The following is a 26,488-nucleotide window of genomic DNA, read 5'->3' as shown; positions in this document are numbered from 1 at the left end:
ATCCATGTCGAAGTTAGATATATTTAGAAAGGAATGGCTGGAAGTCGTTTTTGCTGATAAAAACAAAGCTTACGGCGCATATCAATTAAGAAAAGGTAGCGCTGGGAATACTACAAAAGCCCTTATATGGGGTTCAGTTGTGTTCTTGATTTTGTTTTTCTCACCAAAAATCTACAGCTTAATTAAAGGGGCGATTCCAGAGGAAGAGCAGTTAAAAGCACAAGAAGTGGTTTTAGCTCCACCTCCACCGGTTAACCCAGATACACCACCGCCACCACCGGTAGAGCCACCACCACCAAAAGTGGATCAGGTGAAGATGCCACCTCCGATTGTAAAACCGGATATTGAAGTTAATGAGGAGCCACCTACAGTTGAAAAACTGAAAGAGGCAGATCCAGGACAAAAAGATATTAAGGGTGATCCTACTGCGGAAATTAGAATTGCTGAGCCGGTTGGCGAAGGACCTAAACAAGAAGCAGCAGTTGCTGTAGATGATAATAAAGTTTATGACTTTGTTAGTATTGAAAAAGTACCTGATTTTCCAGGTGGTATGAAAAAGTTTTACGAATACTTAGGTAAAGCAATTAAATATCCTCCAATGGCACAGGAAAACAATGTTCAGGGTAAAGTATTCTTATCTTTCGTTGTAGAAAGAAATGGAGAACTTACTGATATTTCAGTTATTCGTGGTCCAGGTAGTGGTACTAATGAGGAAGCTGTTCGTGTACTTAAAGCAAGTCCACGTTGGGTTCCTGGTATTCAGAATGGTAAACCTGTACGTGTTAAATACAACATTCAGGTAAACTTTACTCTTCAGTAACAAAATGTTAAATTTTGATATTTTTAAGCAAAAATCGCCTAAACAGCGGTTTTTGCTCATTTTAGGCCTTGTCATGTTTGTTTTTTATTGCTGCATTGGCCTGGCTTGTATATTCTGGAAAAATCTTCCGCTAAATATAGGCCAACCCTATAAAATAGCAATTGGAATATTCCTTATTATTTACGCTTTTGTACGACTATTAAGCCTTGGGAGGCGCGATTAATATTAAATGAGAAACGTCCTAATATTATTGAGTTTACTAACTGTTTTTTCTTGCAACCGCAAAAAAACAGATGAAATTAAAGAAACTCGTACAAGTGGTACCATAAAGATTTTGGTTGATGAAACTGTTGGTCCTTTAGTACAACAAGAAATTGATGTTTTTAAAATTGATTACCCACAGGCGACATTTTTAACAACATTTAAACCAGAAGAAAAAATAATTCCAGCGTTTTTAAATGATAGTGTAAGGGTTATCGTTTTACCCAGAATGCTAACAAAACAAGAAGAAAAATATTATACCCAAAGAAATATTAAGATTAATACATCGCGTTTCGCGGTAGATGGAATAGCATTAATTACAAATCAAAGTAATATTGATAGTGTAATTAACGTTAAGGATATTGTCGATATACTTCAAGGCAAAAGTTCTGCTAAACAATTAATGTTTGATAACACTTATTCGAGTACATTTAAATACTTGAAACAACTGGCAAATATTAATCAGTTCCCTTCAAAAAACGTTTACGCTAAAAACACTGCTAACGAAGTGATTAAGCTAGTTGCTGAGGATAAGAATTTTATTGGTATTTTGGGCGTTAACTGGCTCTCTGAAAAGAATCCAGAATTTGTTAAGGTAAAAGAAAAAATTAAGACTTTAGGGTTGAAAAATTACAAAGGCAAACCTGGGGATGATCAGTTTTACAAGCCAACTCAAGATAATCTTATAAATGGAGTTTATCCCTTTTTAAGGAATATTAATATAATCGATTGTGAAGGACGTGACGGTTTAGGCACAGGATTTGCAGTATGGCTAAGAAGCCAGCGGGGACAGCTTATCGTACTTAAATCTGAACTTGCTCCACATAAATTAATGCCGAGAACAATAAATTTTAAAGAATAATAATAAATTGAACCACCGGTTGTAAGAAACAATCAAAATTAAAAGAAAAGAATAATCAGATGAAGCTTACATACGATTATGTAAGTTTATAACCATTAAAAAAACAGATTAAAGAACTATGAAAATTTTAAAGAAAGCAATAACCTTAAATGTTGGTTTGGTGTTGATAGGTTCTGCAGTTTTTGCTCAAAATTTAAATGACGCGAAAAAAGCCATTGATGCTGAGCAATATCAGAAAGCATCATCAATGCTTAAATCTTTAGTAAGCTCTCAGGCGTCTAATGGTGATAACTATTACAATTTAGGCCTAGTTTATTTAAAAACAGGTTATATTGATTCTGCAAGAGCAGTATTCAATAAAGGTATATCTGCAGATGCCAAAAGCGCATCTAACTATGCAGGTTTAGGAGAGGCAGATATATTATCTGGTAATGCAACATCTGCTAAAACAAATTTTGATAAAGCGGTAGCAGCTGCTCCAAAAGATTATAAAACTTATTTAGCGATTGGTAAAGCTTATTTAGCGCAAGATAAACCTAGCGAAGATGTGTCTAAGCCAGATTTCGCAAATGCTATTGCTAATTTAACTAAGGCTGATGAACTTGACGCTAAAGATAAAGATGCAGAAGTTTTTATTGGTTTGGGTGATGCTTATGCTTTACAAAAGAAAAATTCTGAAGCCATTGGCCCTTATTTCCGTGTTGGAGATATTGATCCTACAAACAGAAGGGCTGGAACTCAGTTAGGTAAAATGTATAAAGAAGCTCGTTCATTTGCTGAAGGTGAACAGGAATTAAACAAAGTTATTGCTGCTGATGCAAATTATGGCCCTGCTTACCGTGAGTTAGGAGAGCTTTATTTACAATGGAGTAGTTTTGGAACAGATAAGCCAAAAGCTGCAAAAGCAACTGAATTGTACAAAAAATACCTTGATTTAACTGATAAATCTTTAGAATCTCAGTTGCGTTATATGCAATTCTTATTCTATGCGAAAGACTATCAGGCATTAGAGCAAGTTGCATCTTCAATTCAAGTTCCTGCAAACGATCCTAAAGGAATCATTGTTTCCAGATTAAAAGGTTGGTCTGCTTATGAGAATAAAAACTATCCTCAGGCATTAACAAACTTGACTGAATATTTTGCTAAACAAAAGGATACAACCAAAAATCTTGCTTATGATTATCTTTATTTAGGTAAGGCGCAGTTAAAAGCTGGTCAAGATAGTTTGGCTTTAATCAATATTACTAAAGCAGTAGCTAAAGATTCTACCAACGCTGATGCATTATCTGAAGTAGCTAAAAGCCTATACGATGCTAAGAAATTCGGGAAAGCTGCTCAAGTTTATGAGAAGGCTATAAAAGCTAATCCAAATGGAAAAGGCTCATTATATAACTATTATTATAATGCTATGGCTAACTATTTCGATTATGGAGCAAAATATAGCGCTAAACAAAATCCTTCTAAAGATATTTTGGTAAAGGCTGATTCCGCTATCGCAAAAGTAATACAAATTTCTCCTGATACTTATGATGCTTATGTAACTAGAGCTCGTATTAACAGTTTATTAGATGACGATAAAGACCCTAAAGGCTTAATGATTCCTTTTTATGAGGAATACATCAAAAAGATCAGTGAAAAACCAGAATTAGTTACTGCAAATGCTAAAAAACTTTCTGAGGCATATGATACTATCGGTGGTTTCTATTTCTATAAAGACAAAGCAAAAGCAAAAGAATATTTTGATAAAAGTGTATCCGTTTATCCTTCAGGAACGTTTGCTGCTGCTAAGTTGAAAGAGCTAGCGGCGCCTGCTCCAAAGGGAAAAGGTAAGTAATTACAACAGTTAAATAATTTTAGAAAAGGCAGAGTTTGGTTACTCTGCCTTTTTCTTTTACTTTTGCATCAGAAAATAAAGATTATGCAAGCGCAAAGTACCTCAATAGATTTTTTACCAATTATATTTCAAGTAATTGTTGCATTAGGTTTTGTAGTAACCACTTTAGTTGCTACACACTTTTTAGGTCCAAAACGTAAAACCAGTGATAAGCTTGAAGTTTTTGAAGCAGGTGTTAAATCTGTAGGTAATGCTCGTCAACCTTTCTCCATTAAGTATTTTGTTGTTGCTATCCTTTTCGTATTATTCGATATCGAAGTTATTTTCATGTATCCGTGGGCTGTTAACTTCCGTGAGCTTAGAATGGATGGAATGATAGAAATGTTCATTTTTATGGGCACGCTTCTATTAGGTTTTGTTTATGTAATTAAGAAGAAAGTTCTAGATTGGAACTAGCCTATTGATTGTTTTTAACACAAGCAATACTCAATTTACAAGGTTAGTTGGAGATCTGGAGTTTACTTGTGTATCAATTACACTTACTTGCTGGGTTTTAATTTATTTAGAAAGGTTCTAAATCAAGCTAAGCTAGTTTAATTGCCTTTAAAATATTGTAAATTTGTTGCTCATTCTGCAAAGGGATGAGCATTTTTTGTTTATAAACATGAGTGAAATTAATATAGTTGATGCGCCTCCAGGAACCGAAGGACCTGGCTATTTTGCCACTTCTTTAGATAAAGTGATTGGTTTGGCACGTTCAAATTCATTATGGCCTCTACCGTTTGCAACATCTTGTTGTGGAATCGAGTTTATGGCAACCATGGGTTCGCATTACGATTTAGGTCGTTTTGGTGCAGAGCGTTTGAGCTTTTCTCCCCGTCAGGCCGATGTTTTAATGGTAATGGGTACAATTGCTAAAAAGATGGCGCCAGTACTTAAACAAGTATATATTCAAATGGCAGAGCCACGTTGGGTTATGGCTGTTGGTGCTTGTGCAAGCAGCGGTGGTATTTTCGATACCTATTCTGTGTTACAAGGTATTGATGAGGTTATTCCAGTAGATGTTTATGTGCCGGGTTGTCCGCCAAGACCAGAAGCTATTTTAGATGGTTTTCAGCGTATTCAGGATTTGGTTAAAAACGAATCTGGCAGAAGAAGAAACTCTGATTATTATAAGGAACTTTTAGGTCAATACGGTATTAAGTAATGGAAGAAACTACACTAAATAACGATATTCATACTAAGCTGACTGAAAAGTTTGGTGAAAAGGTTACAGCTGTTTCTGAACCTTATGGTTTGTTAACTTTTGTAACGTATAAAGATGTTATCGTAAACGTGCTTTCGCACCTTAAGGACGAATTAAAGTTTAACTTCTTAACTGATATCACAGCTGTGCATTACCCTGGTCAAGATCATGGTATTGCCGTAGTTTACCATTTAAACAACATGGTTGAGCGTGTAAGAATCAGAATTAAGGTTTTCATTTCAGAACAAAATCCAACTATTCCTACGGCAACCACGGTTTGGAAAGGAGCTAACTGGATGGAACGTGAAACTTATGATTTATTCGGAGTTAAGTTTGAAGGTCACCCTGATTTACGCCGTATTTTAAATATGGATGATTTAGGTGTTCACCCGATGTTGAAACAATATCCATTGGAAGACCCAAACAGAGTAGATAAAAAGGACGAATTTTTTGGAAGGTAAACCCTTGGCCTCTAAAGGGGAATTGGATAGAATATATAAGTAAATAATTAACAAATTTGAAAGGAGTTCCGAGTTTTCGGAATTAAGGTCTATGAATCATAACCATCCGGTATATACAGATAACGATCCGCAAAGTGAGTTGGTAACCTTAAACTTAGGTCCAACACACCCTGCAACACACGGTGTTTTTCAAAACGTTTTGCAATTAGATGGCGAGCGTATTGTTAGCGGCGTTTCTACAATTGGGTACATTCACCGAGCTTTTGAAAAGATTGCCGAACATCGCCCGTTTTATCAAATTACACCATTAACTGACCGTTTAAACTATTGTTCTTCACCTATCAATAATATGGGATGGCATATGACGGTTGAGAAATTGTTGAATATCCAAATGCCTAAGCGTGTAGATTATCTTCGCGTAATCATCATGGAGCTTTCCCGTATTGCCGATCACATTATTTGTAACACAATTATTGGTCAGGATACTGGAGCAACAACAACTTTCCTTTACCTTTTTCAATTTCGTGAACACATTTATGAGATTTTTGAGGAGGTTTGTGGTGCCCGTTTAACAACAAATATTGGTCGTATAGGCGGTTTTGAAAGAGATTTCAATGATATTGCTTTTGCTAAAATCAATAAATTTTTAAAGGAGTTTCCAGTAGCTTTGAAAGAGTTTGAAAACCTTTTAACCCGTAATCGTATTTTTATCGACAGAACTGCTGGTGTTGCTGAAGTAACTAAAGAAGCTGCTTTAGAATATAGCTGGACTGGTCCGTTGCTTCGTGCAGCTGGAGTAGATTACGATGTTCGTGTAGCTGATCCATATTCTTCATACCAAGATTTTGATTTCGAAATTCCAGTAGGTACAAGTGGTGATATATACGACAGGTATTTGGTGCGTAATGAAGAAATGTGGCAAAGTTTACGCATTATCGAACAAGCGCTTTTGAAGTTGAAAACAGAAGAAAAAGGTGTTTTTCATGCTGATGTTCCTGATTTTTACCTTCCCCCAAAACAAGAAGTTTACAACAATATGGAAGCATTAATCTATCACTTTAAAATTGTGATGGGCGAAATTGATGCTCCAAAAGCAGAAGTTTATCACGCTGTAGAGGGCGGAAACGGCGAGCTAGGTTTCTATCTGATTAATGATGGTGGCCGTACGCCTTATCGTTTACACTTCCGCAGACCAAGTTTTATAAATTACCAAATGTTTGCACCAATGAGCGAGGGAATGTTATTATCCGATGCCATTATCAACATGAGTAGTATGAATATTATTGCAGGAGAATTAGATGCTTAAAGTAGAAGAACAAACACCTGTAGTGTTTTCATCAGAATTGCTAGCCAAGTTTGATGATGTTAAGAGTCGTTACCCTGAAGGTAAGCACAAATCAGCGTTGTTACCACTATTACATTTGGTGCAGGCAGAATATCTTTGGGTACCTACATCAGCAATGGATCAAGTTGCCGAATATTTAAATATTCAGCCGATTGAAGTTTACGAAGTAGCCACATTTTATACGATGTACTTCTTAAAACCACAAGGTAAATATGCTTTGGAGGTTTGCCGTACTGGTCCTTGCTGCCTGGTTGGAGCAGAAAAAATATTAGAGCACTTAGAAAATAAGTTAGGTATTAAAGAAGGTGAAGTTACAGCAGACGGTTTATTCAGCTTTAGAGGAGTTGAATGTTTAGCGGCTTGTGGTTTCGGTCCGGTATTGCAAATTAGCCCGGAATACACTTTCTATGAAAACTTAACTACCGAAAGTGTAGATAAACTGATTGAAGATTTGAAAAATAAATAAGATTTGAGAAACCAGATATGAGATATGAGAATTGGCAATTTGCCTAACATCTCAGGTCTCACATCTCACATCTAAAAAATAATGAGTCGCAAATTATTACTTGAGCATATAAACGTACCAGGCATCAATACACTTGAAGTCTATCGCCAAAAAGGTGGGTACCGTGCTGTGGAAAAAGCTCTTAAAACTTTAACACCTGAAGAGATTGTTGAAGAGGTTAAGAAATCTGGTTTACGCGGTCGTGGTGGTGCGGGTTTCCCAACGGGAATGAAATGGAGCTTTTTGGCTAAACCAGAAGGTGTTGCACGTTATTTGGTTTGTAACGCTGATGAGTCTGAGCCAGGAACTTTCAAAGATCGCTACTTGATGACTTACATACCTCACGCTTTAATTGAGGGAATGATTGTTGCCAGTTTTGCTTTGGGTGCAAAGGTTTCATACATCTACGTTCGCGGAGAAATGATGCCTCAAATTCGTATTCTGGAAAAAGCAATTGCTGAGGCAAAAGCTGCAGGATGGTTGGGTAAAAATATTTTAGGAACAGGTTACGATTTAGAATTATATGTTCAGCCAGGTGGTGGTGCTTACATTTGCGGCGAAGAAACTGCATTATTAGAATCACTTGAAGGTAAAAGAGGTAATCCGAGAATTAAACCACCTTTTCCAGCTATTGCAGGTTTGTATGGGTGCCCAACGGTAGTAAATAACGTAGAGTCGATTGCTGCAGTAGTACCAATTATTAACGATGGTGGCGATGAATATGCTAAAATTGGTATTGGTAGAAGTACAGGTACAAAATTAATATCAGCATCGGGTAACTTAGTAAAACCAGGTGTTTACGAAATAGAATTAGGTTTACCAGTTGAAGAATTTATTTATTCTGATGAATATTGTGGTGGTATTGCTAACGGTAAACGCTTAAAAGCAACCGTTGCAGGTGGTTCATCTGTGCCAGTTTTGCCAGCTAACCTAACATTGAAATATGCTAATGGCGAACCTCGTTTGATGAGTTACGAATCTTTATCAGAAGGTGGATTTGCTACTGGAACCATGATGGGTTCAGGTGGTTTTATTGCTTTTGATGAAGATCAATGCATCGTTCGCAATACCTGGAATTTCTCTCGTTTTTATCACCACGAAAGTTGCGGACAATGTTCGCCTTGCCGTGAAGGTACAGGATGGATGGAAAAAGTATTGCACAAAATTGAACACGGTCATGGAACGATGAGTGATGTAGATTTACTTTGGGATATTCAACGTAAAATTGAAGGTAATACAATTTGCCCGCTTGGCGATGCAGCAGCATGGCCGGTTGCAAGTGCAATTCGTCATTTCAGAGATGAATTTGAGTGGCATATTAAAGAGCCAGTTAAGAGTCAGCAACAAAATTATGGTATTGCTAACTATGCTGTGCCGATAGAAAAAGTTGTTGTAACGGAAGAGAAATAATTTTCCCACGGTTCGTGTCATCACGAAACGAAACATGAAATATAGAATTGGTTTGTGGAGACACGAATCAGGGCGGGAAAGCAAGAGTTTTAACGCTACGTCATTGCGAAGAACTAAGCAATCCTAATGCGATGACATATTAATAAAGAGATTGCTTCGTGCCTCGCAATGACGGCATGAGCATAAAAAATAAAAGATTATCATTAACCATGAGTGAAAAAGTTAAGGTTACGATAGACGGAATAACTGTAGAGGTTGATAACGGAACCACTATCCTAAATGCTGCAAGGCAAATTGGAGGTGATATCGTTCCGCCAGCAATGTGCTATTATTCTAAGTTAGAAGGAAGTGGTGGTAAATGCCGTACCTGTATTGTTAAGGTAACAAAAGGTTCGGAAAAAGACCCACGCCCGATGCCAAAATTGGTTGCGTCTTGCCGTACAACCGTAATGGATGGTATGGAAGTGTTGAACATTACTTCGCCAGAGGTTTTAGAGGCACGTGCAGGTGTGGTCGAAATTTTATTAATTAACCACCCTTTAGATTGCCCTGTTTGCGATCAGGCTGGTGAGTGTGATTTGCAGAATTTAGGTTACGAACATGGCTTGCAAAAAACTCGTTACGAGTTTGAGCGTCGTACTTTTGACCGTATTGATATTGGCGATAAAATTCAATTACACATGAATCGTTGTATTTTGTGTTATCGTTGTGTTTTCACTGCTGATCAGATTACAAACAAACGTGTTCATGGTATTTTAAACCGTGGCGACCATTCTGAAATTTCAACTTATATTCAACAGGCTGTTGATAACGATTTCTCAGGAAACGTAATTGATGTTTGCCCAGTTGGTGCTTTGACTGATAAAACTTTTCGTTTTAAAAACCGTGTTTGGTTTACCAAGCCAGTTGATGCACATCGCAATTGCGACCATGAAAAATGCAACGGTAAAGTAACGCTTTGGTATAAAGGTGAAGATGTTATTCGTGTAACAGCACGTAAAGATCAGTTTGGCGAGGTTGAAGAATTTATTTGTAATACTTGTCGCTTTGATAAAAAGGCAACTTCAGATTGGACGATCGAGCACCCAACTCATATTGATGATACTTCGGTAATTGCATCGAACCATTACGAAACATTAAAACCACTGCCAGTAATTATGCCAAACGTAGCATTACAGGCAGCGAATGAAATTGAGTTACATAAAACAGTAAAATACTAATGGATACAGGTTTTATCATAGAGAAATTTATTCTGGTAGCTGTAATTTTCGGTATCAGTTTAGTCGTAGCCATGTATTCTACTTATGCAGAACGCAAAGTTGCTGCATATCTTCAAGACCGTTTAGGTCCAGATAGAGCAGGCCCTTTTGGTATTTTACAGCCTTTGGCTGATGGTGTAAAAATGTTTATGAAAGAGGAAATCATTCCCTCTTCATCAAACAAATGGTTATTTATTGTTGGGCCAGGCTTGGCTTTACTTTGTGCTTGTATTGGTACAGCCGTTATTCCTTGGGGAAGTCCGATGGAAATTGGCGGTAAAATGGTTCCGCTGCAAGTTGCTGATATTAATGTTGGAGTTTTATACATTTTTGGTGTAGTTTCTTTAGGTGTTTACGGCGTTATGATTGGTGGTTGGGCATCGAATAACAAATATTCATTATTAAGCGCCATTCGTGCTGCATCACAAAACATCAGTTACGAAATTGCAATGGGTTTGTCTATCATCGCTTTGCTTTTGATGACCAATACATTAAGCTTGAAAGAAATTGTTGACCAGCAACACGGTTGGAGATGGAATGTATTGTACCAGCCATTAGGATTTTTAATCTTCATGGTATGTTCTTTTGCAGAAACTAACAGAGCACCATTTGATTTACCGGAGTGTGAAACCGAGTTAATCGGTGGTTACCATACCGAGTATTCTTCAATGAAATTAGGTTTCTATCTATTTGCTGAATACATCAACATGTTTGTTTCATCAGCAGTAATGGCAACATTATATTTTGGTGGATATAATTATCCTGGAATGGATTCGATGGCGGTTTGGCTAGGTCCGACATGGGCACCACTTTTTGGTACAGGTATTTTCTTTGCGAAAATAATCTTCTTCATCTTTTTCTTCATGTGGGTACGTTGGACAATCCCGCGTTTCCGTTATGATCAATTGATGAATTTGGGCTGGAAAGGTTTAATACCTTTGGCTATTGCCAACATTATAATAACTGGAATTGTGATTGCGATTATTGAGAAGTTTTAATTATGGAATCATTAAGTAATAAGAAAAAAGTACTGGAACAAAAGCCGTTAAGCTTTATGGAAAGGATGTACTTACCTGCTATTGCAAAAGGTATGGGCATTACCATTAGTCACTTATTCAAAAAAGAGGCTACTATAAGATATCCAGAAGTAGAACGTGAATTCTCAGCTAACTTTAGGGGGATGCACTCGCTTAAACGCGATGAAAACGGGAAAGAGCGTTGTACAGCTTGTGGTTTGTGTGCACTATCTTGCCCAGCTGAAGCAATCACTATGATAGCAGCAGAACGGAAGAATGATGAAAAGCATTTGTATCGCGAGGAAAAATATGCAGCAACTTATGAAATTAATATGTTGCGTTGTATTTTCTGCGGATTATGTGAAGAGGCTTGTCCGAAAGAAGCAATTTACCTGGACGGACCAATTGTACCTGCTGATTATTTACGTAAGGATTTTATTTACGGGAAAGATAAGTTGGTTGAAGCTCCATTGGAGATGAAAAAATAAAAATACGGTCCGTGAGGACACGAATCACGGCAATTGAAAAATATTGTCATCCTGAGCTTGTCGAAGGAGTAAACATATAGTACAATCCGTCATTGCGAGGAACGAAGCAATCCTAATGCGATAGACGTTAAATAAATAAGATTGCTTCGTGCCTCGCAATGACGAGGAGTACAAACAAATAACAAATTAATGAGTACACAAGTATTCTATTTCGTAGCCACATTAAGTATCATCTTTTCGCTGATGGTGATTTTTGCAAAAAATCCGATCCATAGCGTTCTATACTTAATTCTTACCTTTTTCACATTCACAGTACATTATGTATTGTTGAATGCGCAGTTTTTGGCTGTTGTAAACTTCATTGTTTATATGGGTGCAATTATGGTATTATTCCTATTTGTACTAATGCTCCTCAACTTAAATAAGGAAACCGAGCCAGTAAAATCTCCTTTGATCAAAATTGTGGGCGTAATTGCAGGCTGTTGCTTAATTGTAACCTTAGTTGGTTCTTTTAAAGCTGCAACCATTACAAGTCCTTTAATTTTGAAAAATCCAGGCTTAGGTTTGGTAGAAAACTTGGGTAAAGAGCTTTTTGGGCCATTCTTATTGCCATTCGAATTATCATCTCTATTACTATTGGCGGCAATGGTTGGAGCAGTTTTATTATCTAAAAGAGATGAGGTAGAAGCATAATGGAAAATCTAACTACACAAATGGCAGGCGTACCACTAAATCATTACATCTATTTATGTGCAATTATTTTCACAATTGGTGTAATTGGCGTGTTAACCCGCAGAAATGCAATCGTAATTTTTATGTCGGTTGAATTGATGTTAAATGCAGTGAACTTGCTTTTAACAGCTTTCTCTGTGCATAGCAACGATCCTTCAGGACAGGTTTTTGTATTCTTCATTATGGCGCTTGCTGCTGCAGAGGTTGCAGTTGGTTTAGCGATTATTGTAATGGTTTACAGAAATACAAAATCGATAGATATTAATGTTTTAAATCGCCTTAAGTGGTAAATATATATTAAGAATGACAATAGAACAATTGATTTGGTTAGTTCCGTTACTTCCTTTTTTAGGGTTTGTAATTAACGGGCTGGGCAGAAAATCTTTATCTAAAGGACTTGTTGGTATCATTGGAAGTGGGGTAATTTTAGCCTCTTTCCTTATCAGCGTAGTTATTTTCTTTAGTTTACAAGGCGATACACAAAAATCTCACGAAGTATTTTTATTCGATTGGATTAGCGCTGGAACATTACACATTCCTTTATCATTTCTGATTGATCCGTTGAGCTCAATCATGCTTTTGATTATTACGGGGATTGGTTTCTTAATCCATCTATATTCGACCAGCTACATGCATGATGATGAAGGATTCGGTAAGTTCTTCTCTTATCTGAACCTGTTTGTGTTTTTTATGCTTTTATTAGTATTGGGTTCAAACTACATCGTAATGTTTATCGGTTGGGAGGGTGTAGGTTTATGCTCATACCTTTTAATTGGTTTCTGGTACACCAATAGTGCCTATGCATCTGCAGCTAAAAAGGCTTTCGTAATGAATCGTATTGGTGATTTAGGTTTCCTATTAGGTGTTTTTTTAATGTTCAACTTCTTCGGAAGCGTTGAGTTTTCAAAAATATTCCCACAGGCAGCGAACATGTTGCCAGGTAACAATACCTTGGTTTTGATTACCATTTTGTTATTTATTGGAGCTTGTGGTAAATCGGCACAGTTGCCTTTATTTACATGGTTGCCAGATGCGATGGCTGGGCCAACACCAGTTTCTGCTTTAATTCACGCTGCAACGATGGTAACGGCTGGTATTTATATGATTGCCCGTTCGAGTGTATTATTTGACCTTGCTCCATTTACCCAACACATTATTGCAATTGTTGGGGCAGCAACAGCATTGGTAGCAGCTATTATTGCGCTAACCCAAACAGACATTAAAAAAGTATTGGCCTATTCAACTGTATCTCAATTAGGGTATATGTTTTTAGGCTTAGGTGTTGGCGCTTATACAGGTTCATTCTTCCACGTTTTAACTCACGCATTTTTCAAAGCATTATTATTCTTAGGGGCAGGTTCGGTAATTCATGCTATGCATCACGAACAAGATATGCGCCACATGGGTGGATTGAGAAAGAAACTTCCAATTACTTTCTTAACGATGATGATTGGTACCATTGCAATAGCTGGTTTGCCGCCATTCTCTGGTTTCTTCTCTAAAGATGAAATTTTAGCGCATGCCTTCCAGTATAGTCCAGTGCTTTGGGGTATTGGCGTATTAACGGCATTCTTAACCGCTTTTTATATGTTCAGAATGATGTTCCTTACTTTCTCAGGAAAATATCGCGGAACGCATCATGAGGAAAGCCATGTTCATGAATCGCCAGCAGCAATGACTACACCGCTAATAATTTTAGCCGTTTTAGCCGCAATTGGTGGAGCAATTAACATCCCTCACGTTTTCGGTGGAAACGAATGGTTAGCACATTGGTTGACTGGAGCGGGTGTTTCGCAACATGAATTAGATTTAAGTCATTCAACTGAGTTTACTTTAATGGGTGTTTCTGTCTTAGCAGCTATTTTTGCTTTACTTTATGCTTATACCAGATACGTTAAAGGTGCTCGTGTTCCTGTTGCAGATGAAGCCCCACGTTCTGCACTGGCAAAATTATCATACAATAAATTTTATCTGGATGAGATTTACGATTTCATCATTACAAAACCTTTAGATGCTTTTTCAAGATTCTTCTATAGGATAATCGATACCAAGTTTATAGATGGAATTGTAAATGGATTAGGTTGGAGTACAAACGAGGCCAGTAAGGGCATTCGTTTATTACAAAGTGGAAACGTAGGTTTCTATATTTTTATGATGGTAGTTGGTATCATCGCATTGCTATTATATACATTTTTATACATATAAAAAGGGTTCAAAAATAAATAATGGAACAACTTTTACTACTTATATTTCTCCCACTTGCAGGTGCTATTATTACGGCCTTTGCAGGTAAGTCGGCTAAAATCGTTTCGACCGTAATTTCGGTTGTTTCTTTGGGGCTTGCTTTGTTTATCGCTTGTAGCTTCATTCCAAATGCAAGTATACAGTTTGAGGCAAATTTACCATGGATTGCAGATTTAGGTATTCGTTTTCATGCGGGTATTGATGGAATTAGCATGCTTGTTGTGTTGCTTACCAATTTGTTGATTCCGATTATAATTTTATCGAGTTACAGACATAATTATAAAAATCCAGCGGCTTTCTACGCATTGATCTTATTTATGCAAAGCGGATTATTATTGGTGTTTACGGCGATGGATGCTTTCCTTTTCTATATCGGGTGGGAAGCCGCTTTAATTCCAATTTATTTTATCTGCGCATTTTGGGGTGGAAAAGATAGAATTCGCATTAACATGAAGTTCTTCGTTTATACAATCGCAGGTTCATTGTTTATGTTGATGGGGATCATTTATCTGTACTTACAGAATCCTGCTCACAATTTTGATATTCAAGCATTTTATGCTTTAAATTTAGATAGCGCACAACAAGGCTGGATTTTCTGGGCTTTCTTTATAGCGTTTGCCATTAAAATGCCAATTTTCCCTTTCCACACTTGGCAGCCAGATACTTATACAGCCGCTCCAACTCAGGGAACGATGTTATTATCAGGTATCATGTTAAAAATGGGTATTTACGGTGTAATCAGATGGTTGTTACCAATTGTACCAACAGGTGTTCAAGATTGGTCTTGTTTGGCAATGGTGCTTTCTATCATCGGGATAGTGTATGCATCACTAATCGCATTTACACAGAAAGATGCTAAGCGTTTAGTTGCTTATTCATCAATTGCTCACGTTGGCTTAATTTCGGCAGGTATATTTGCATTGAATCAGCAAGGTATGCAAGGTGCAATGGTACAGATGTTAAGTCACGGTATTAATGTAGTTGGTTTGTTCTTCGTTTTAGATATTATTTTCTCAAGAGTAAAAACCAATAAAATTGAAGAATTGGGCGGTATCGCTAAAGTTGCACCTCAATTAGCAATTACATTCTTAATAATTGTTTTAGGTACAGTGGCTTTACCAGGAACCAATGGTTTTATTGGAGAGTTCTTATTGCTAATGGGCGTTTATAATTACGGAATTTGGGCAGCAGCAATTGCAGGTTTAACTATTATTTTCGGAGCAGTTTATATGTTGCGCATGTACCAGAACGTAATGCTTGGCAAAACCAACGAATTAACCATTACATTCACCGATATTCAGGGAACTGAAAAATTGGTTCTTTATATTATTTGTGCTTTGATTATTATTTTGGGTGTATATCCGAAACCGTTATTGCACTTAACAGAGGCATCTGTACAACATTTATTAGAACAGGTAAATCAAAAATTAACATCAGTAAAATAAGCAATGAATATTATCATAACCATTAGTATAACCGCTTTTATTGTACTTTATGCAGGTTTGTTTAAAGCAAAGAAAGCATTATTGCCGCTTACTGTTGTTGGCCTTCTTACTGCGTTGGGTTTTACTGCTGCTGCATGGAATGGCAATGCAGTACACTTCGGAATGATGCAAACCGATAATTTCGCTTTAGCATTTTCTGGTGTTTGTATTATCGGAACACTTTTAATTTTCTTATTAACACAAAATTATTTCCACTCGAAGAGTGATAACATAGCAGAATATTACACCTTAATTCTTTTCGCCCTTGCGGGGATGATTATGATGGTGTCTTACAAAAACATGGCGATGTTATTTGTTGGTTTGGAAATCATGTCAGTAAGTTTATATATTCTTGCAGGCATTCGTAAAAAGGATTTTGCCTCTAACGAGGCTTCGTTGAAGTATTTCTTAATGGGTGCTTTTTCAACAGGATTTTTACTGTTTGGTATTACTTTAATTTATGGTGCGTCAGGTTCATTCGACTTAGATAAAATCCAAACTTATTTAGTTGATAACAATAAGGCGATTTCACCAATCTTTTATCCAGGTGTGATCTTAATGATGATTGGTTTATGTTTTAAAATAGGCGCTGCTCCATTTCATTTCTGGACTCCAGATGTTTACGAGGGGTCGCCAACATTAATTACCACCTTCATGAGTACCGTGGTTAAAACTGCTGGTTTTGCTGCTTTCTTAAGGTTATTCGCTGATGTGTTTGCACCACTTCATGATTTCTGGGTTGTCCCTTTAATTGTGATTGTTTGCTTAACTCTATTTATTGGAAACGTTACCGCATTGTTTCAAAAGAACTTTAAGCGTATGCTGGCTTACTCGAGTATTTCTCACGCAGGTTACTTATTATTTTCGTTAGTTGTTCTAAGTGCGAATTCAGAAAACAACGTTTTAGTTTATGCAGCGGCATATACATTTGCATCAATCATTGCTTTTGCTGTATTAATTCTCGTTAAACAAAAAACAGGAAACGATAGCTTTGAAAGTTTTAATGGCTTAGGAAAGAAAAATCCTTTAGTTGCTTTAGCGCTTACCGTTGCTATGTTATCGTTAGCTGGTATTCCCCTAACTGCAGGTTTCATCGGTAAATATCTGATGTTCTTAAACGTAATGGGCGAATATCAAACGCTATTAGTTGCGTTTGCAATTCTAAATGCATTAGTTGGGTTTTACTACTATTTCAAGGTTATTGTTGCTATGTGGTTTAAAGATGGTGCAGAAATTGAACTTTCTACACCAGCACAATACAAAGTTGTTTTAATAATTTCAGTAGCAATTACACTTATTTTAGGTATTTATCCTGCGATTATATTAAACCTGATATAGGTATGCACTTGTTAGAGAATTATTTGTAGTTTTACGAATAATTGAATATGCACGATTTTTGGACTAACCTTCAGCATTTAATTTCTCCCGAAAAATTATTGAGGGAGGGCGGTTTCTATCTTGTTGTATTCGTTATCTATGCTGAAACTGGCCTGTTCTTTGGCTTTTTTCTTCCAGGAGATTACTTACTATTTTTAGCGGGCATGTTTGTAGCAACGGGCAAACTCGATGTTAACATTGCCGTACTTCTTGCAGGACTGTGTATAGCAGCTGTTTCAGGAAATTTTACAGGTTATTGGTTTGGTAGAAAAACAGGGCCAGTATTGTACACCAGAAAAGACAGTTTTTTCTTCAAAAAGCGATACTTAAAAGCTGCTGAGGAATATTACAACAAACAAGGTGCTTTTGCACTCATAATGGGCAGGTTTGTTCCGATAGTTAGAACTTTTGCACCGATTTTTGCTGGTGTTGTAAAATTAGATTTTAAAAAGTTTGCCTTGTATAATATAGCAGGCGGAGTACTTTGGATTTGCTCCCTTACGTTACTTGGCTATTTTCTAGGCAAAAGATTCGAAAAGGAAATTAACGATTACTTACTATATATTATTATTGGCTTTATCATTATCACAACTATCCCTTTATTGATTACCTTTGTGAAAAGTAAAGTAAAAAGCCCCGAAGAGGAAAAAGAAGATTTAAATTAAAATGGCAAAAGACGAAACCCACGCTTGGCATAGCGTATCCCCTGGAAAAAACGTTCCAGAAGTTGTAAACGCAATCATTGAAATTCCAAAAGGCTCAAAAGCCAAATACGAAATAGATAAAGAATCTGGTTTAATTAAATTAGACAGGGTTCTTTTTTCATCAGTAATGTACCCAGCAAACTATGGCTTTATTCCGCAAACTTATTGCGATGATAAAGATCCGTTAGATATTCTGGTGCTTTGTTCGGTAGATGTTTACCCTATGACATTGATTGAAGCAAAAGTTGTTGGTGTTATGCATATGGTTGATAATGGCGAACAAGACGATAAAATTATTGCAGTTGCTGCACATGATATGTCTGTAAACTATATCAATGATTTGGATGAATTACCTCCACATCAAATGAAAGAGATTGTTCGTTTCTTTCAGGATTATAAAGCATTAGAAGAAAAAAATGTAACTATCGAACATTTACTTGGTGTTCGTTATGCGCATAAAGTAATTAAAGAAAGCATAGAACTTTATAATACAACATTTAGAGAATTAGCTTAATGGATTTACCCACGGTTTGCTTGTTTTTGAATTTAAAATTAAGCGCAATCCTTCCATCATCAAATTTGGCGATGGTCGCCTTGCAGGAAACTGATACTACTTCGGTTGGATGGCGGTTATTTTTTGCCTTATTTTTAGTATTGCTTAACGGTTTTTTTGTTGCGGCAGAGTTCGCAATTGTTAAGGTTCGTGCATCGCAAATTGAAATTAAAGCAAAATCAGGCAGTCGCGTAGGGAAAATGGCCAAAACCATTATCCATAATTTAGATGGCTATTTAGCCGCAACACAATTGGGTATAACGCTTGCATCACTAGGCTTAGGTTGGGTTGGTGAAGGCGTTATGCATACCATCTTTAAAAATCTTTTTGATAGTTTGCAATGGGGCTTTAGCGACGCTACAATTCATACGGCATCAACTATCGTAGCTTTTTCGCTAATTACCATCATGCACATTGTGTTTGGTGAATTGGCTCCGAAATCTTTTGCTATTCAAAGACCAGTTGCAACTACTTTATTTGTCTCTGTTCCTTTGCAGATTTTTTATGTGGTTTTTAAACCATTCATTTGGACTTTGAACAGTCTTGCCGCAATTATTCTTAAACCGTTTGGTATTGATACTTCGGCTGGACATGAATCTTTACATAGCACGGAAGAACTGCAATATTTATTAGATCAGGGTAAGGAAAGTGGTGCTTTGGATAATAATGAACATGAGCTGATTAAAAACGTTTTCGATTTTAATGAGCGTGTTGTTAAAAACATTATGGTTCCTAGAACTAAAATTTCGGGAATAGAGCTTACCTCACCAAAGGAAGAAGTTATCGATAGAATTATTAAGGAAGGCTATTCGCGTTTACCTGTATACGATGAGATTATGGACAAAATTGTTGGTATTATCCATGCCAAAGATATTTTGCCTTTAGTTGCAGCAGGTAACCAACACTGGACTTTGAATGATATTATCCGTAAACCATATTTCGTTACAGAAACTAAGAAAATTAACGATTTGATGAGCGAGCTTCAAAGCAATCGCATTCAAATCGCCATTGTTTTGGATGAGTTTGGCGGTACTGCAGGTATGGTAACGCTCGAGGATATTGTAGAAGAACTTGTTGGTGAAATCCAGGATGAGTACGACGAGGAAAAACCATTAGTTGAGAAAATCTCAGACAATGAATTCATTGTAAACGCATCTGCAACGGTTTATGATGTAAATGAGCATTTGCCACACGATTTGCCAGAAGACGAAGATTTCGATACCATTGGCGGTTTGGTTTCTCACGTTTTCGAAAGAATTCCTGAAGTTGGAGAAAGCAACGAATCTTATGGTTATCTGTTTACCATTCTAAAGAAAACAGAGCAAAACATCGAAACGATTAAGTTAGAATTGGTTATCAATGAAGGAGATATGGTTGATAATCACTAATTTCAACTATGCATATTTTTTATACCCCAGATATAACCCAACCCACTTATACGCTTAACGAAGAAGAAAGTAAACATTGCATACGCGTTTTGCGTTTGCCAGTTGGTACTTTAATATATCTTGTTGATGGTAAAGGTGGTTTCTACACAGCTGAAATTGCTACTGATAATCCAAAAAAAGTAAGCCTAAAGGTTCTTAATGTAGAAACGGACTATCAAAAGCGGAATCATTATTTACATGTTGCCGTAGCTCCAACTAAAAATATTGATCGTATAGAGTGGTTTTTAGAAAAGGCTACAGAATTGGGGATTGATGAAATTACACCAATTATTTCAGACCGATCAGAACGTAAAGTGGTCAAAGAAGATCGCCTAAATAAAGTAATTACATCTGCTGTAAAGCAATCGATAAAAGCTTATCATCCCAAGTTAAATGATGCAATTTCTTTAGATGCATTTTTAAAACTTCCTTTCGAAGGGGATAAATTAATTGCCCATTGTATTAATAACGATGGCAAGCAATACATTTCAGATTTAGTTAAACCTCATGGCCGATATTTAATTATGATTGGTCCTGAAGGAGATTTCACTTCCGATGAAGTTGATAATGCTTTGAATAAAGGCTTTAAAGCTTTAACTTTAGGAGATAACAGATTGCGTACAGAAACTGCTGCACTATCTGTTTGTTTTGAGATCAATTACCTAAACCGATAGTTTGTTTGAAATTTTCAATAACCAATTTCGAGTTTTCTAAAATATCAAAAGTACTGGCATTATGCTTAGGTCTTTTGACTTTTAGTTTTCTGCTTTCTGCTTTTCAGCCTGTTCCTTCCTATCGAATGGCGAAATTAAAATATAGCGGCGGTGGCGACTGGTATGCAGATCGTACGGCTTTGCCTAATTTGATTGCTTTTTGCAACGCAAATCTTAAAACAAATTTTTATCCTGAAGAGAGTATTGTTGAGGTTGGCAGCAAAGAATTATTTAACTATCCTTTTGTGTATATGACTGGGCATGGAAATGTGGTTTTTAGTGATCAGGAAGTTAAGAATTTAAGGCAATATTTAACTGGTGGTGGTTTTCTGCATATCGATGATAATTATGGTTTAGATAAATTTATCAGACCACAAATGAAAAAGGTGTTTCCAGAATTGAGTTTTGTAGAGCTACCTGCTAATCATGAGCTATACAATCAAAAATTTAAATTTCCAGCTGGCCTGCCAAAAATCCATGAACATGATAACAAAAGGCCACAAGGTTTCGCCTTAATATATAAAGGCAGAGTAGTTTGCTATTATACGTTTGAATGCGATTTAGGAAACGGTTGGGAAGATTTTGGTACTTATCCTGAGGATACACAGGAAACTCGTACAAAAGCGCTAAAAATGGGCGCAAATTTAGTTCAGTATGCTTTAACTCAATAGATATGCACAAAGTAAAAGTTAACAACAAATTCCTTTTTGATATAGATGCTCAGGATTCAGGTTTACTGATCAACGGTAAATCAATCGCTATGGATACAAGCCAAGTTGGATTAAATTCTACCAATGTAATTTATGAGCATAAATCTTACAATACTGAATTGGTTGAACTTAATAAAGCTGAAAAACTTTGCATAATTAAGGTAAATGGAAATACCTATAAAATTCAGGTTGAAGATCAGTTTGATCAATTATTAAAACAACTAGGATTAGATAATCTTGCCACAAATAAAGTTGCAGAGATAAAAGCACCTATGCCTGGATTGGTTTTAAATGTAATCGTAAAAGAAGGTGCTGAGATTAAAAAAGGCGACAATCTTTTAGTGCTTGAGGCTATGAAGATGGAAAATATTTTGAAGTCTTCTACAGACGGTATTGTTAAGAAAGTTTTAATTAAACAAGGTGATAAAGTAGAAAAGAATCAGATATTAATTCAGTTTAAATAGTCTGCACAAATCTATAATAACAAAAAATGCCCGATTTTCATCGGGCATTTTTTGTTAGGTTATCTTTTAGGATTAAAAGCTTTAGGTTTTGCCTGCTTGAAGTTTCTTTTTCCTGCAGTGCTGATTTCAGGAGCTCCAAGCATTGTCATTGCACAACGGAAACCAACTTCAGCCGAAGCATCGTCTTGTTGTAAGAAACGACGTGTAGCTGGATTTAACCAGTAAGCCATATCGTTCCATGAACCACCTTTATAAACTCTTGATTTATCATTAACTAAAGAAACACCTTCTTCGTTTAATAATTTGTTTTGCTTGTCGCGATAACCTCTTTCGTCAGCCTGGTAATTGGTTACTGCTGCAGTTGGATCTGGAGATTTAGCAATAGAATCTGCTCTTTTTGCTAAAGCTTGTTTCTCTGCCCAAGTTAATTTTTTACCAGAATAAGCATTTCCTTTAATTGGTTTGCCATATTTATCTAAAGCTATTTTTCCATTAGCCGCGTCAGATAATTGCTTATCCTGGAATTGGTTACCACGATAAGGATTAAAAGCTTCTGCATCAGTAAATGTTCCTGTACGATAAACGTCATTTACCCATTCGTTAACGTTGCCAGCCATGTTATAGAGTCCGAAATCGTTAGGGTTATAAGAAAGTACCGGAGCAGTTAAATCTGCTTTATCATTTAATGAACCACCAACACCCATGTAATCACCAGGTGCTCTTTTAAAGTTGGCTTGCACTAAACCTCTTGTTTTTTTACTTGCAGAACTCACGCCTAGGCCGTTCCAAGGGTATATTTTGTTTTGACTTACGTTTTCGTATTCTGTATTACCAATTAAGCCTAAAGCAGCATATTCCCACTCCGCTTCTGTTGGTAAACGATAAGGCTGCATAATTACACCATCTTCTAAAGTTGCATTTCTGGTTGGGGTAGCATTGCCGCCTCTTCCACCTGCTGCCCCAACAGATGCACCTGCACTTGCATTGTAATCTTTAGGTGCGTTCTTTCCTTTGTCATCATACTGGCCATTTAAGTAAGCCTCGGTATTAAATGGTTTATCTGGTCTTGCAGTTGCAGCAGCCGTGGTTGTGTTTCCGCGACCTGTTTTATTTCCTGCTAATTCTTTATAACCAGTTAAAATACCTTTCTGACGTAATATGTATTCATTTGCCTGAGAAGTTCTCCATTCGCAGAAGCGTGACGCTTGTTCCCAGCTTACACCTACAACAGGGTAATCTCTATATGCAGGGTGTCTTAAATAGTTATCTACGTAAGGTTCGTTGTAAGATAATGCACGACGCCAAACTAAAGTATCGGGCAATTCATTGTAATAATATTCACGGTCTTCAGGATAACTGGTTCTAATCCAGTGTAAGTATTCTAACCAATCGGTGTTTGAAACTTCGGTTTCATCCATATAAAACGACGGTACAGTAACCTGTCTTTTGTAGTTGTAAATGTTAGGTTCAACTCCTGCAACCTCAATTGCACTTCCGCCAACAACTAAAACACCACCTTCAATAGGAATTAAGCCAGGTCCAGGTGCACGTTTGTATTTGCTTGCTACAGAAAAACTACTGTAAGTTTTGTTTTTCTTGTCTGCATAAGGAATTCCTGTTTTACTTGAAGCACCGCCTTTGTTGCCTCCACAAGAAGAAAGAGCAGTAACAAGGGTAATGCAAGTAAAAGAATATAGTAATAGTTTTTTCATATGTTGCTTTATAACATGAATTAGGGCTTATTCAACCGATAAATTTACGGAAATTTATATGATTTCGTAAAATTTGTGTTAATAAATGTTTCGTGTATGTTTTTTTAAGCTAAACGTATTAATCTTCAATGTATTGTGGTGGTGGTGAATTAGTTTGCAATGCTTTAACAGAATAGATTTTAAGTTTAATTTTGGAGTGCTTATTGTGTATTTTCATAATTCAAACCATTCATCATTAAAGATTAAACTATGCTTAAAAAAGTTTCGATTGTAATTTTATCCTTATTCATAATCTTTTTTGCTGCTGCAATAGCTATTCCTTTATTTTTCAAAAAGGAAATTGATGCCAAAATCAAGTCTGCCATAAATAAAAGTGTTAATGCAAAAGTTGATTTTAAGGATTTGGATTTAAGTTTAATTAGCTCTTTTCCCAATTTGGGGATAAAAATCAACAATTTAACCATAGTAGGCATTGATAGTTTTGCTAAAGATACATTGGCGAATGTTAAACAATTGCAATTAAATGTTAATTTATTAAGCGTTATTAAGGGCGAAACCTATCAAATTAAATCAGTAAATTTAAATGAACCTAATATTTTTGCCCATGTATTAAAAAGCGGAAAGAGTAACTGGGATATTATGAAGTCCGACTCTACTTCTACCTCTGGTGATACTGCTAAAACAGCCTTCAAAATAGCTTTGCAAAAATATACGATTGAGAAAGGCAAGATTATTTACGATGATGCTTCGCTTGGATTTTTCATGAATTTGGAAAACCTGAACCATACAGGAAAAGGAGATTTTACTCAGGATTTATTTACGCTTCAAACGCAATCAGATATCGAAAAACTGACTGTTAAGTATGGCGGAATTCCTTATTTAAATAAAGTGAAGTTAGATGCAGAACTACCAATTGATATTGATTTGAAGCATATGAAATTTGCTTTCGCTGAAAATAAAATCAAACTAAATGAATTAGTTTTATCTGCAATTGGGTATTTAGCAATGCCAAACGATCAGGATATTGTTATGGACCTTAAGTTCGATGCAAAACAATCGGAGCTTAAAAATTTCCTGTCGCTTATTCCTGCAATTTATGCTGCCAACTTTAAAGATATGGAAGCAACGGGCAAATTTGCTATGAATGGAGTGGCAAAAGGCACCTATAATGATAAATCTTTACCTGCTTTCAATGTAAATCTATCTATAGAAAATGGTAAAGTTAAATATCCTTCTTTGCCTTCGGCGATAAATAACATTCAGGTAAAATCTCAAATTACTAATCCTGATGGAGTTATTGATCATACAGTTGTTAACGTTCCTGCTTTTCACCTAGAATTTGGTCAGGTTCCTGTTGATGGTAGATTGCTACTTAAAAATCCAACTACAGATCCATATGTTGATATGGCATTAAAAGGAAAATTAGATTTGAAGCAATTAACAGCCATATTTCCGATGAAGGATATGACTTTAAGCGGGATTTTAGATGCCGATGTGCAGGCTGCGGGGAGAAAATCATCAATTGATAAAGGACAATATGAGGCCTTTAAAGCATCAGGACAAATATTAGCTAACAACTTTAATTATGCTGGGAAAAATGTTCCAATGCCTGTAAGTGTTTCAACGGCTAAAATGGTTTTTAGTCCGAAAAACATAACATTAAGCAATTTATCTGCTAAAGTTGGTAAGAGCGATTTTGCCGCCAATGGTTCAGTAAATAATTACCTGAGCTACTTCTTTAAAAAGAATCAGGCTTTACAGGGTAATTTTAATATGTCATCGAATTTAATTGATGTAAATGAGTTAATGGGTCCGAAATCAACAACCGAAGAATCTGGAAAAAAAACAGATTCAAAATTATCGGTTTTTGAAGTTCCTGGTAATATAGATTTTAATTTGGCCGCCAAGGCTGGTCGGGTTTTATACGATACCTACGATATTACGAATGCCCATGGCACTTTATTGGTGAAAAACAAAACTGTAACCTTTAAAGATATGGCGATGAATATGCTTGATGGAACGGTAAAAATGAATGGTTCATACGCAACAGTAGATCCGAAGAAGCCAAAAGTAGATGTAGATTTTGGAATTGAAAAAATGGATATTCAGAAGGCATTCTCAGCATTTAATACGGTTAAACTACTTGCACCAGTTGCTAAATACACTAAAGGGATTTTTTCTACAAATTTAAAATTCAACTCCGATTTAGACGAACACATGATGCCTGTTTATTCGAGCATTAATGCAGAGGGCTTAACAAACATTATTCAGGCTGTTCTCGATGGTTTTGAACCGTTGAATAAGTTGGCTTCATCATTAAGTTCTGATAAATTTAAAAAGCTTGAGCTTAATAATTTAATTACCAAATTTAAAATCAAAGATGGCCGCTTAAATGTTGCTCCATTCGATATCAAAAAAGATGGAATTGTGATGAATGTTCAAGGTTCGAATGGTTTAGATCAAACTATGGATTACGATTTAGGGTTAAATTTACCAAGAGCTATGTTAGGGGCAAAAGCCAATGAAACTGCCAATGCTATGATTGCAAAGTTAAATGGTAAGGTTGGAACTAACGTATCTATGAGTGAAACAATAAAGGTAAATGCTGTTTTAGGGGGTACGTTTTTAAAACCAACAATTAATTTAAAATATGGTGCTGGTGATACTAAAACTGCTGTAAAAGATGTTGTAAATAATGCGATTGCCGATAAAAGAGCAGAGTTGGAAACTAAGGCGCAAGCAAAGATCGATACTGTTAAGGCCAAGGCGACAGAAAAGGTTAAAGATGCCATTGCTGATAAATTAAATAGTTTATTTAAGAAAAAGAATTAATTAAATTTAGAGACGATTTCGATCTGAAA

The 26,488-nt window shown here is 36.3% G+C and carries 25 protein-coding genes; 24 read left to right on the top strand and 1 reads right to left on the bottom strand.

What is annotated here, in order from left to right; all coding sequences use genetic code 11:
* Nucleotides 1–4: 4 nt before the first annotated feature.
* The 23 genes from ACZZZI_RS09420 (at nucleotide 5) to ACZZZI_RS09310 (ending at nucleotide 21,915) form a co-directional block, all read left to right on the top strand.
* A complete protein-coding gene (locus ACZZZI_RS09420) occupies nucleotides 5–820 on the top strand; it encodes an energy transducer TonB (protein ID WP_316764425.1) in 816 nt (271 codons plus the stop codon).
* 229 nt (nucleotides 821–1,049) lie between these two features.
* Nucleotides 1,050–1,943: a PstS family phosphate ABC transporter substrate-binding protein gene (locus ACZZZI_RS09415; protein WP_316764422.1), complete on the top strand. Its 894-nt coding sequence runs from the start codon at nucleotides 1,050–1,052 to the stop codon at nucleotides 1,941–1,943.
* Nucleotides 1,944–2,061: 118 nt separating this feature from the next.
* Nucleotides 2,062–3,777 (top strand): tetratricopeptide repeat protein, encoded by a 1,716-nt coding sequence (locus tag ACZZZI_RS09410; protein ID WP_316764419.1) that lies wholly within the window; start codon nucleotides 2,062–2,064, stop codon nucleotides 3,775–3,777.
* An 84-nt stretch (nucleotides 3,778–3,861) separates the two neighbouring features.
* Complete coding sequence (locus ACZZZI_RS09405; RefSeq protein WP_316764416.1) at nucleotides 3,862–4,233, top strand: NADH-quinone oxidoreductase subunit A; 372 nt, start codon at nucleotides 3,862–3,864, stop codon at nucleotides 4,231–4,233.
* A 208-nt stretch (nucleotides 4,234–4,441) separates the two neighbouring features.
* Nucleotides 4,442–4,984, top strand: coding sequence for an NADH-quinone oxidoreductase subunit B (locus ACZZZI_RS09400; RefSeq protein WP_039472971.1), 543 nt, complete (start codon nucleotides 4,442–4,444; stop codon nucleotides 4,982–4,984).
* Nucleotides 4,984–5,484 (top strand): NADH-quinone oxidoreductase subunit C, encoded by a 501-nt coding sequence (locus ACZZZI_RS09395; RefSeq protein ID WP_316764413.1) that lies wholly within the window; start codon nucleotides 4,984–4,986, stop codon nucleotides 5,482–5,484. The genes ACZZZI_RS09400 and ACZZZI_RS09395 overlap by 1 nt, the downstream gene beginning before the upstream one ends.
* Before the next feature lie 91 nt (nucleotides 5,485–5,575).
* Nucleotides 5,576–6,790: an NADH-quinone oxidoreductase subunit D gene (locus ACZZZI_RS09390; protein WP_316764411.1), complete on the top strand. Its 1,215-nt coding sequence runs from the start codon at nucleotides 5,576–5,578 to the stop codon at nucleotides 6,788–6,790.
* On the top strand, nucleotides 6,783–7,295 hold the full coding sequence (locus ACZZZI_RS09385) for an NADH-quinone oxidoreductase subunit NuoE family protein (RefSeq protein ID WP_316764409.1): 513 nt from the start codon (nucleotides 6,783–6,785) through the stop codon (nucleotides 7,293–7,295). The genes ACZZZI_RS09390 and ACZZZI_RS09385 overlap by 8 nt, the downstream gene beginning before the upstream one ends.
* Nucleotides 7,296–7,376: 81 nt before the next feature.
* Complete coding sequence (nuoF, locus tag ACZZZI_RS09380) at nucleotides 7,377–8,744, top strand: NADH-quinone oxidoreductase subunit NuoF (RefSeq protein WP_316764406.1); 1,368 nt, start codon at nucleotides 7,377–7,379, stop codon at nucleotides 8,742–8,744.
* Nucleotides 8,745–8,953: 209 nt separating this feature from the next.
* Entirely contained in the window at nucleotides 8,954–9,964 is a 1,011-nt protein-coding gene (locus ACZZZI_RS09375) for an NADH-quinone oxidoreductase subunit G (protein WP_344769430.1), read from the top strand.
* Nucleotides 9,964–11,001 carry an NADH-quinone oxidoreductase subunit NuoH gene (gene nuoH / locus ACZZZI_RS09370; protein ID WP_316764398.1) on the top strand — a complete coding sequence of 346 codons (1,038 nt, stop codon included), beginning with the start codon at nucleotides 9,964–9,966 and terminating at the stop codon, nucleotides 10,999–11,001. Before ACZZZI_RS09375 ends, nuoH begins: the two co-directional genes overlap by 1 nt.
* A 2-nt stretch (nucleotides 11,002–11,003) precedes the next feature.
* Complete coding sequence (locus ACZZZI_RS09365) at nucleotides 11,004–11,507, top strand: NuoI/complex I 23 kDa subunit family protein (RefSeq protein WP_123205668.1); 504 nt, start codon at nucleotides 11,004–11,006, stop codon at nucleotides 11,505–11,507.
* Between the two features lie 189 nt (nucleotides 11,508–11,696).
* Complete coding sequence (locus tag ACZZZI_RS09360; RefSeq protein WP_056086867.1) at nucleotides 11,697–12,200, top strand: NADH-quinone oxidoreductase subunit J family protein; 504 nt, start codon at nucleotides 11,697–11,699, stop codon at nucleotides 12,198–12,200.
* A complete protein-coding gene (gene nuoK / locus ACZZZI_RS09355; protein ID WP_010601897.1) occupies nucleotides 12,200–12,529 on the top strand; it encodes an NADH-quinone oxidoreductase subunit NuoK in 330 nt (109 codons plus the stop codon). Before ACZZZI_RS09360 ends, nuoK begins: the two co-directional genes overlap by 1 nt.
* A gap of 19 nt (nucleotides 12,530–12,548) precedes the next feature.
* Complete coding sequence (gene nuoL, locus ACZZZI_RS09350) at nucleotides 12,549–14,444, top strand: NADH-quinone oxidoreductase subunit L (protein WP_463491783.1); 1,896 nt, start codon at nucleotides 12,549–12,551, stop codon at nucleotides 14,442–14,444.
* Between the two features lie 20 nt (nucleotides 14,445–14,464).
* Complete coding sequence (locus tag ACZZZI_RS09345; protein ID WP_424058294.1) at nucleotides 14,465–15,928, top strand: complex I subunit 4 family protein; 1,464 nt, start codon at nucleotides 14,465–14,467, stop codon at nucleotides 15,926–15,928.
* 3 nt (nucleotides 15,929–15,931) lie between these two features.
* Nucleotides 15,932–17,305, top strand: a complete 1,374-nt coding sequence (locus ACZZZI_RS09340) for an NADH-quinone oxidoreductase subunit N (RefSeq protein WP_316764386.1) — start codon at nucleotides 15,932–15,934, stop codon at nucleotides 17,303–17,305.
* A 47-nt stretch (nucleotides 17,306–17,352) separates the two neighbouring features.
* Nucleotides 17,353–18,009, top strand: a complete 657-nt coding sequence (locus ACZZZI_RS09335; RefSeq protein WP_424058295.1) for a DedA family protein — start codon at nucleotides 17,353–17,355, stop codon at nucleotides 18,007–18,009.
* Nucleotide 18,010: 1 nt separating this feature from the next.
* Nucleotides 18,011–18,562, top strand: coding sequence for an inorganic diphosphatase (locus ACZZZI_RS09330; protein WP_316764380.1), 552 nt, complete (start codon nucleotides 18,011–18,013; stop codon nucleotides 18,560–18,562).
* Nucleotides 18,563–18,633: 71 nt separating this feature from the next.
* Nucleotides 18,634–19,989, top strand: coding sequence for a hemolysin family protein (locus ACZZZI_RS09325; RefSeq protein ID WP_410478699.1), 1,356 nt, complete (start codon nucleotides 18,634–18,636; stop codon nucleotides 19,987–19,989).
* An 8-nt stretch (nucleotides 19,990–19,997) separates the two neighbouring features.
* Nucleotides 19,998–20,702: a 16S rRNA (uracil(1498)-N(3))-methyltransferase gene (locus ACZZZI_RS09320; protein ID WP_463489274.1), complete on the top strand. Its 705-nt coding sequence runs from the start codon at nucleotides 19,998–20,000 to the stop codon at nucleotides 20,700–20,702.
* A 125-nt stretch (nucleotides 20,703–20,827) separates the two neighbouring features.
* Nucleotides 20,828–21,412: a DUF4159 domain-containing protein gene (locus ACZZZI_RS09315; RefSeq protein WP_316764449.1), complete on the top strand. Its 585-nt coding sequence runs from the start codon at nucleotides 20,828–20,830 to the stop codon at nucleotides 21,410–21,412.
* A 2-nt stretch (nucleotides 21,413–21,414) separates the two neighbouring features.
* Complete coding sequence (locus ACZZZI_RS09310) at nucleotides 21,415–21,915, top strand: acyl-CoA carboxylase biotin carboxyl carrier protein subunit (protein WP_316764370.1); 501 nt, start codon at nucleotides 21,415–21,417, stop codon at nucleotides 21,913–21,915.
* A gap of 59 nt (nucleotides 21,916–21,974) precedes the next feature.
* Here the strand turns inward: ACZZZI_RS09310 and ACZZZI_RS09305 are convergent, their stop codons facing one another.
* Complete coding sequence (locus tag ACZZZI_RS09305) at nucleotides 21,975–23,627, bottom strand: SUMF1/EgtB/PvdO family nonheme iron enzyme (protein ID WP_316764368.1); 1,653 nt, start codon at nucleotides 23,625–23,627, stop codon at nucleotides 21,975–21,977.
* Between the two features lie 249 nt (nucleotides 23,628–23,876).
* Between ACZZZI_RS09305 and ACZZZI_RS09300 the strand changes: the two genes are divergently transcribed.
* Nucleotides 23,877–26,459, top strand: a complete 2,583-nt coding sequence (locus ACZZZI_RS09300; protein WP_463489273.1) for an AsmA-like C-terminal region-containing protein — start codon at nucleotides 23,877–23,879, stop codon at nucleotides 26,457–26,459.
* Nucleotides 26,460–26,488 lie beyond the last annotated feature (29 nt).

It is taken from the genome of Pedobacter sp. AC190, assembly GCF_979258025.1.
This window is presented reverse-complemented; position numbering and strand designations above follow the sequence as displayed.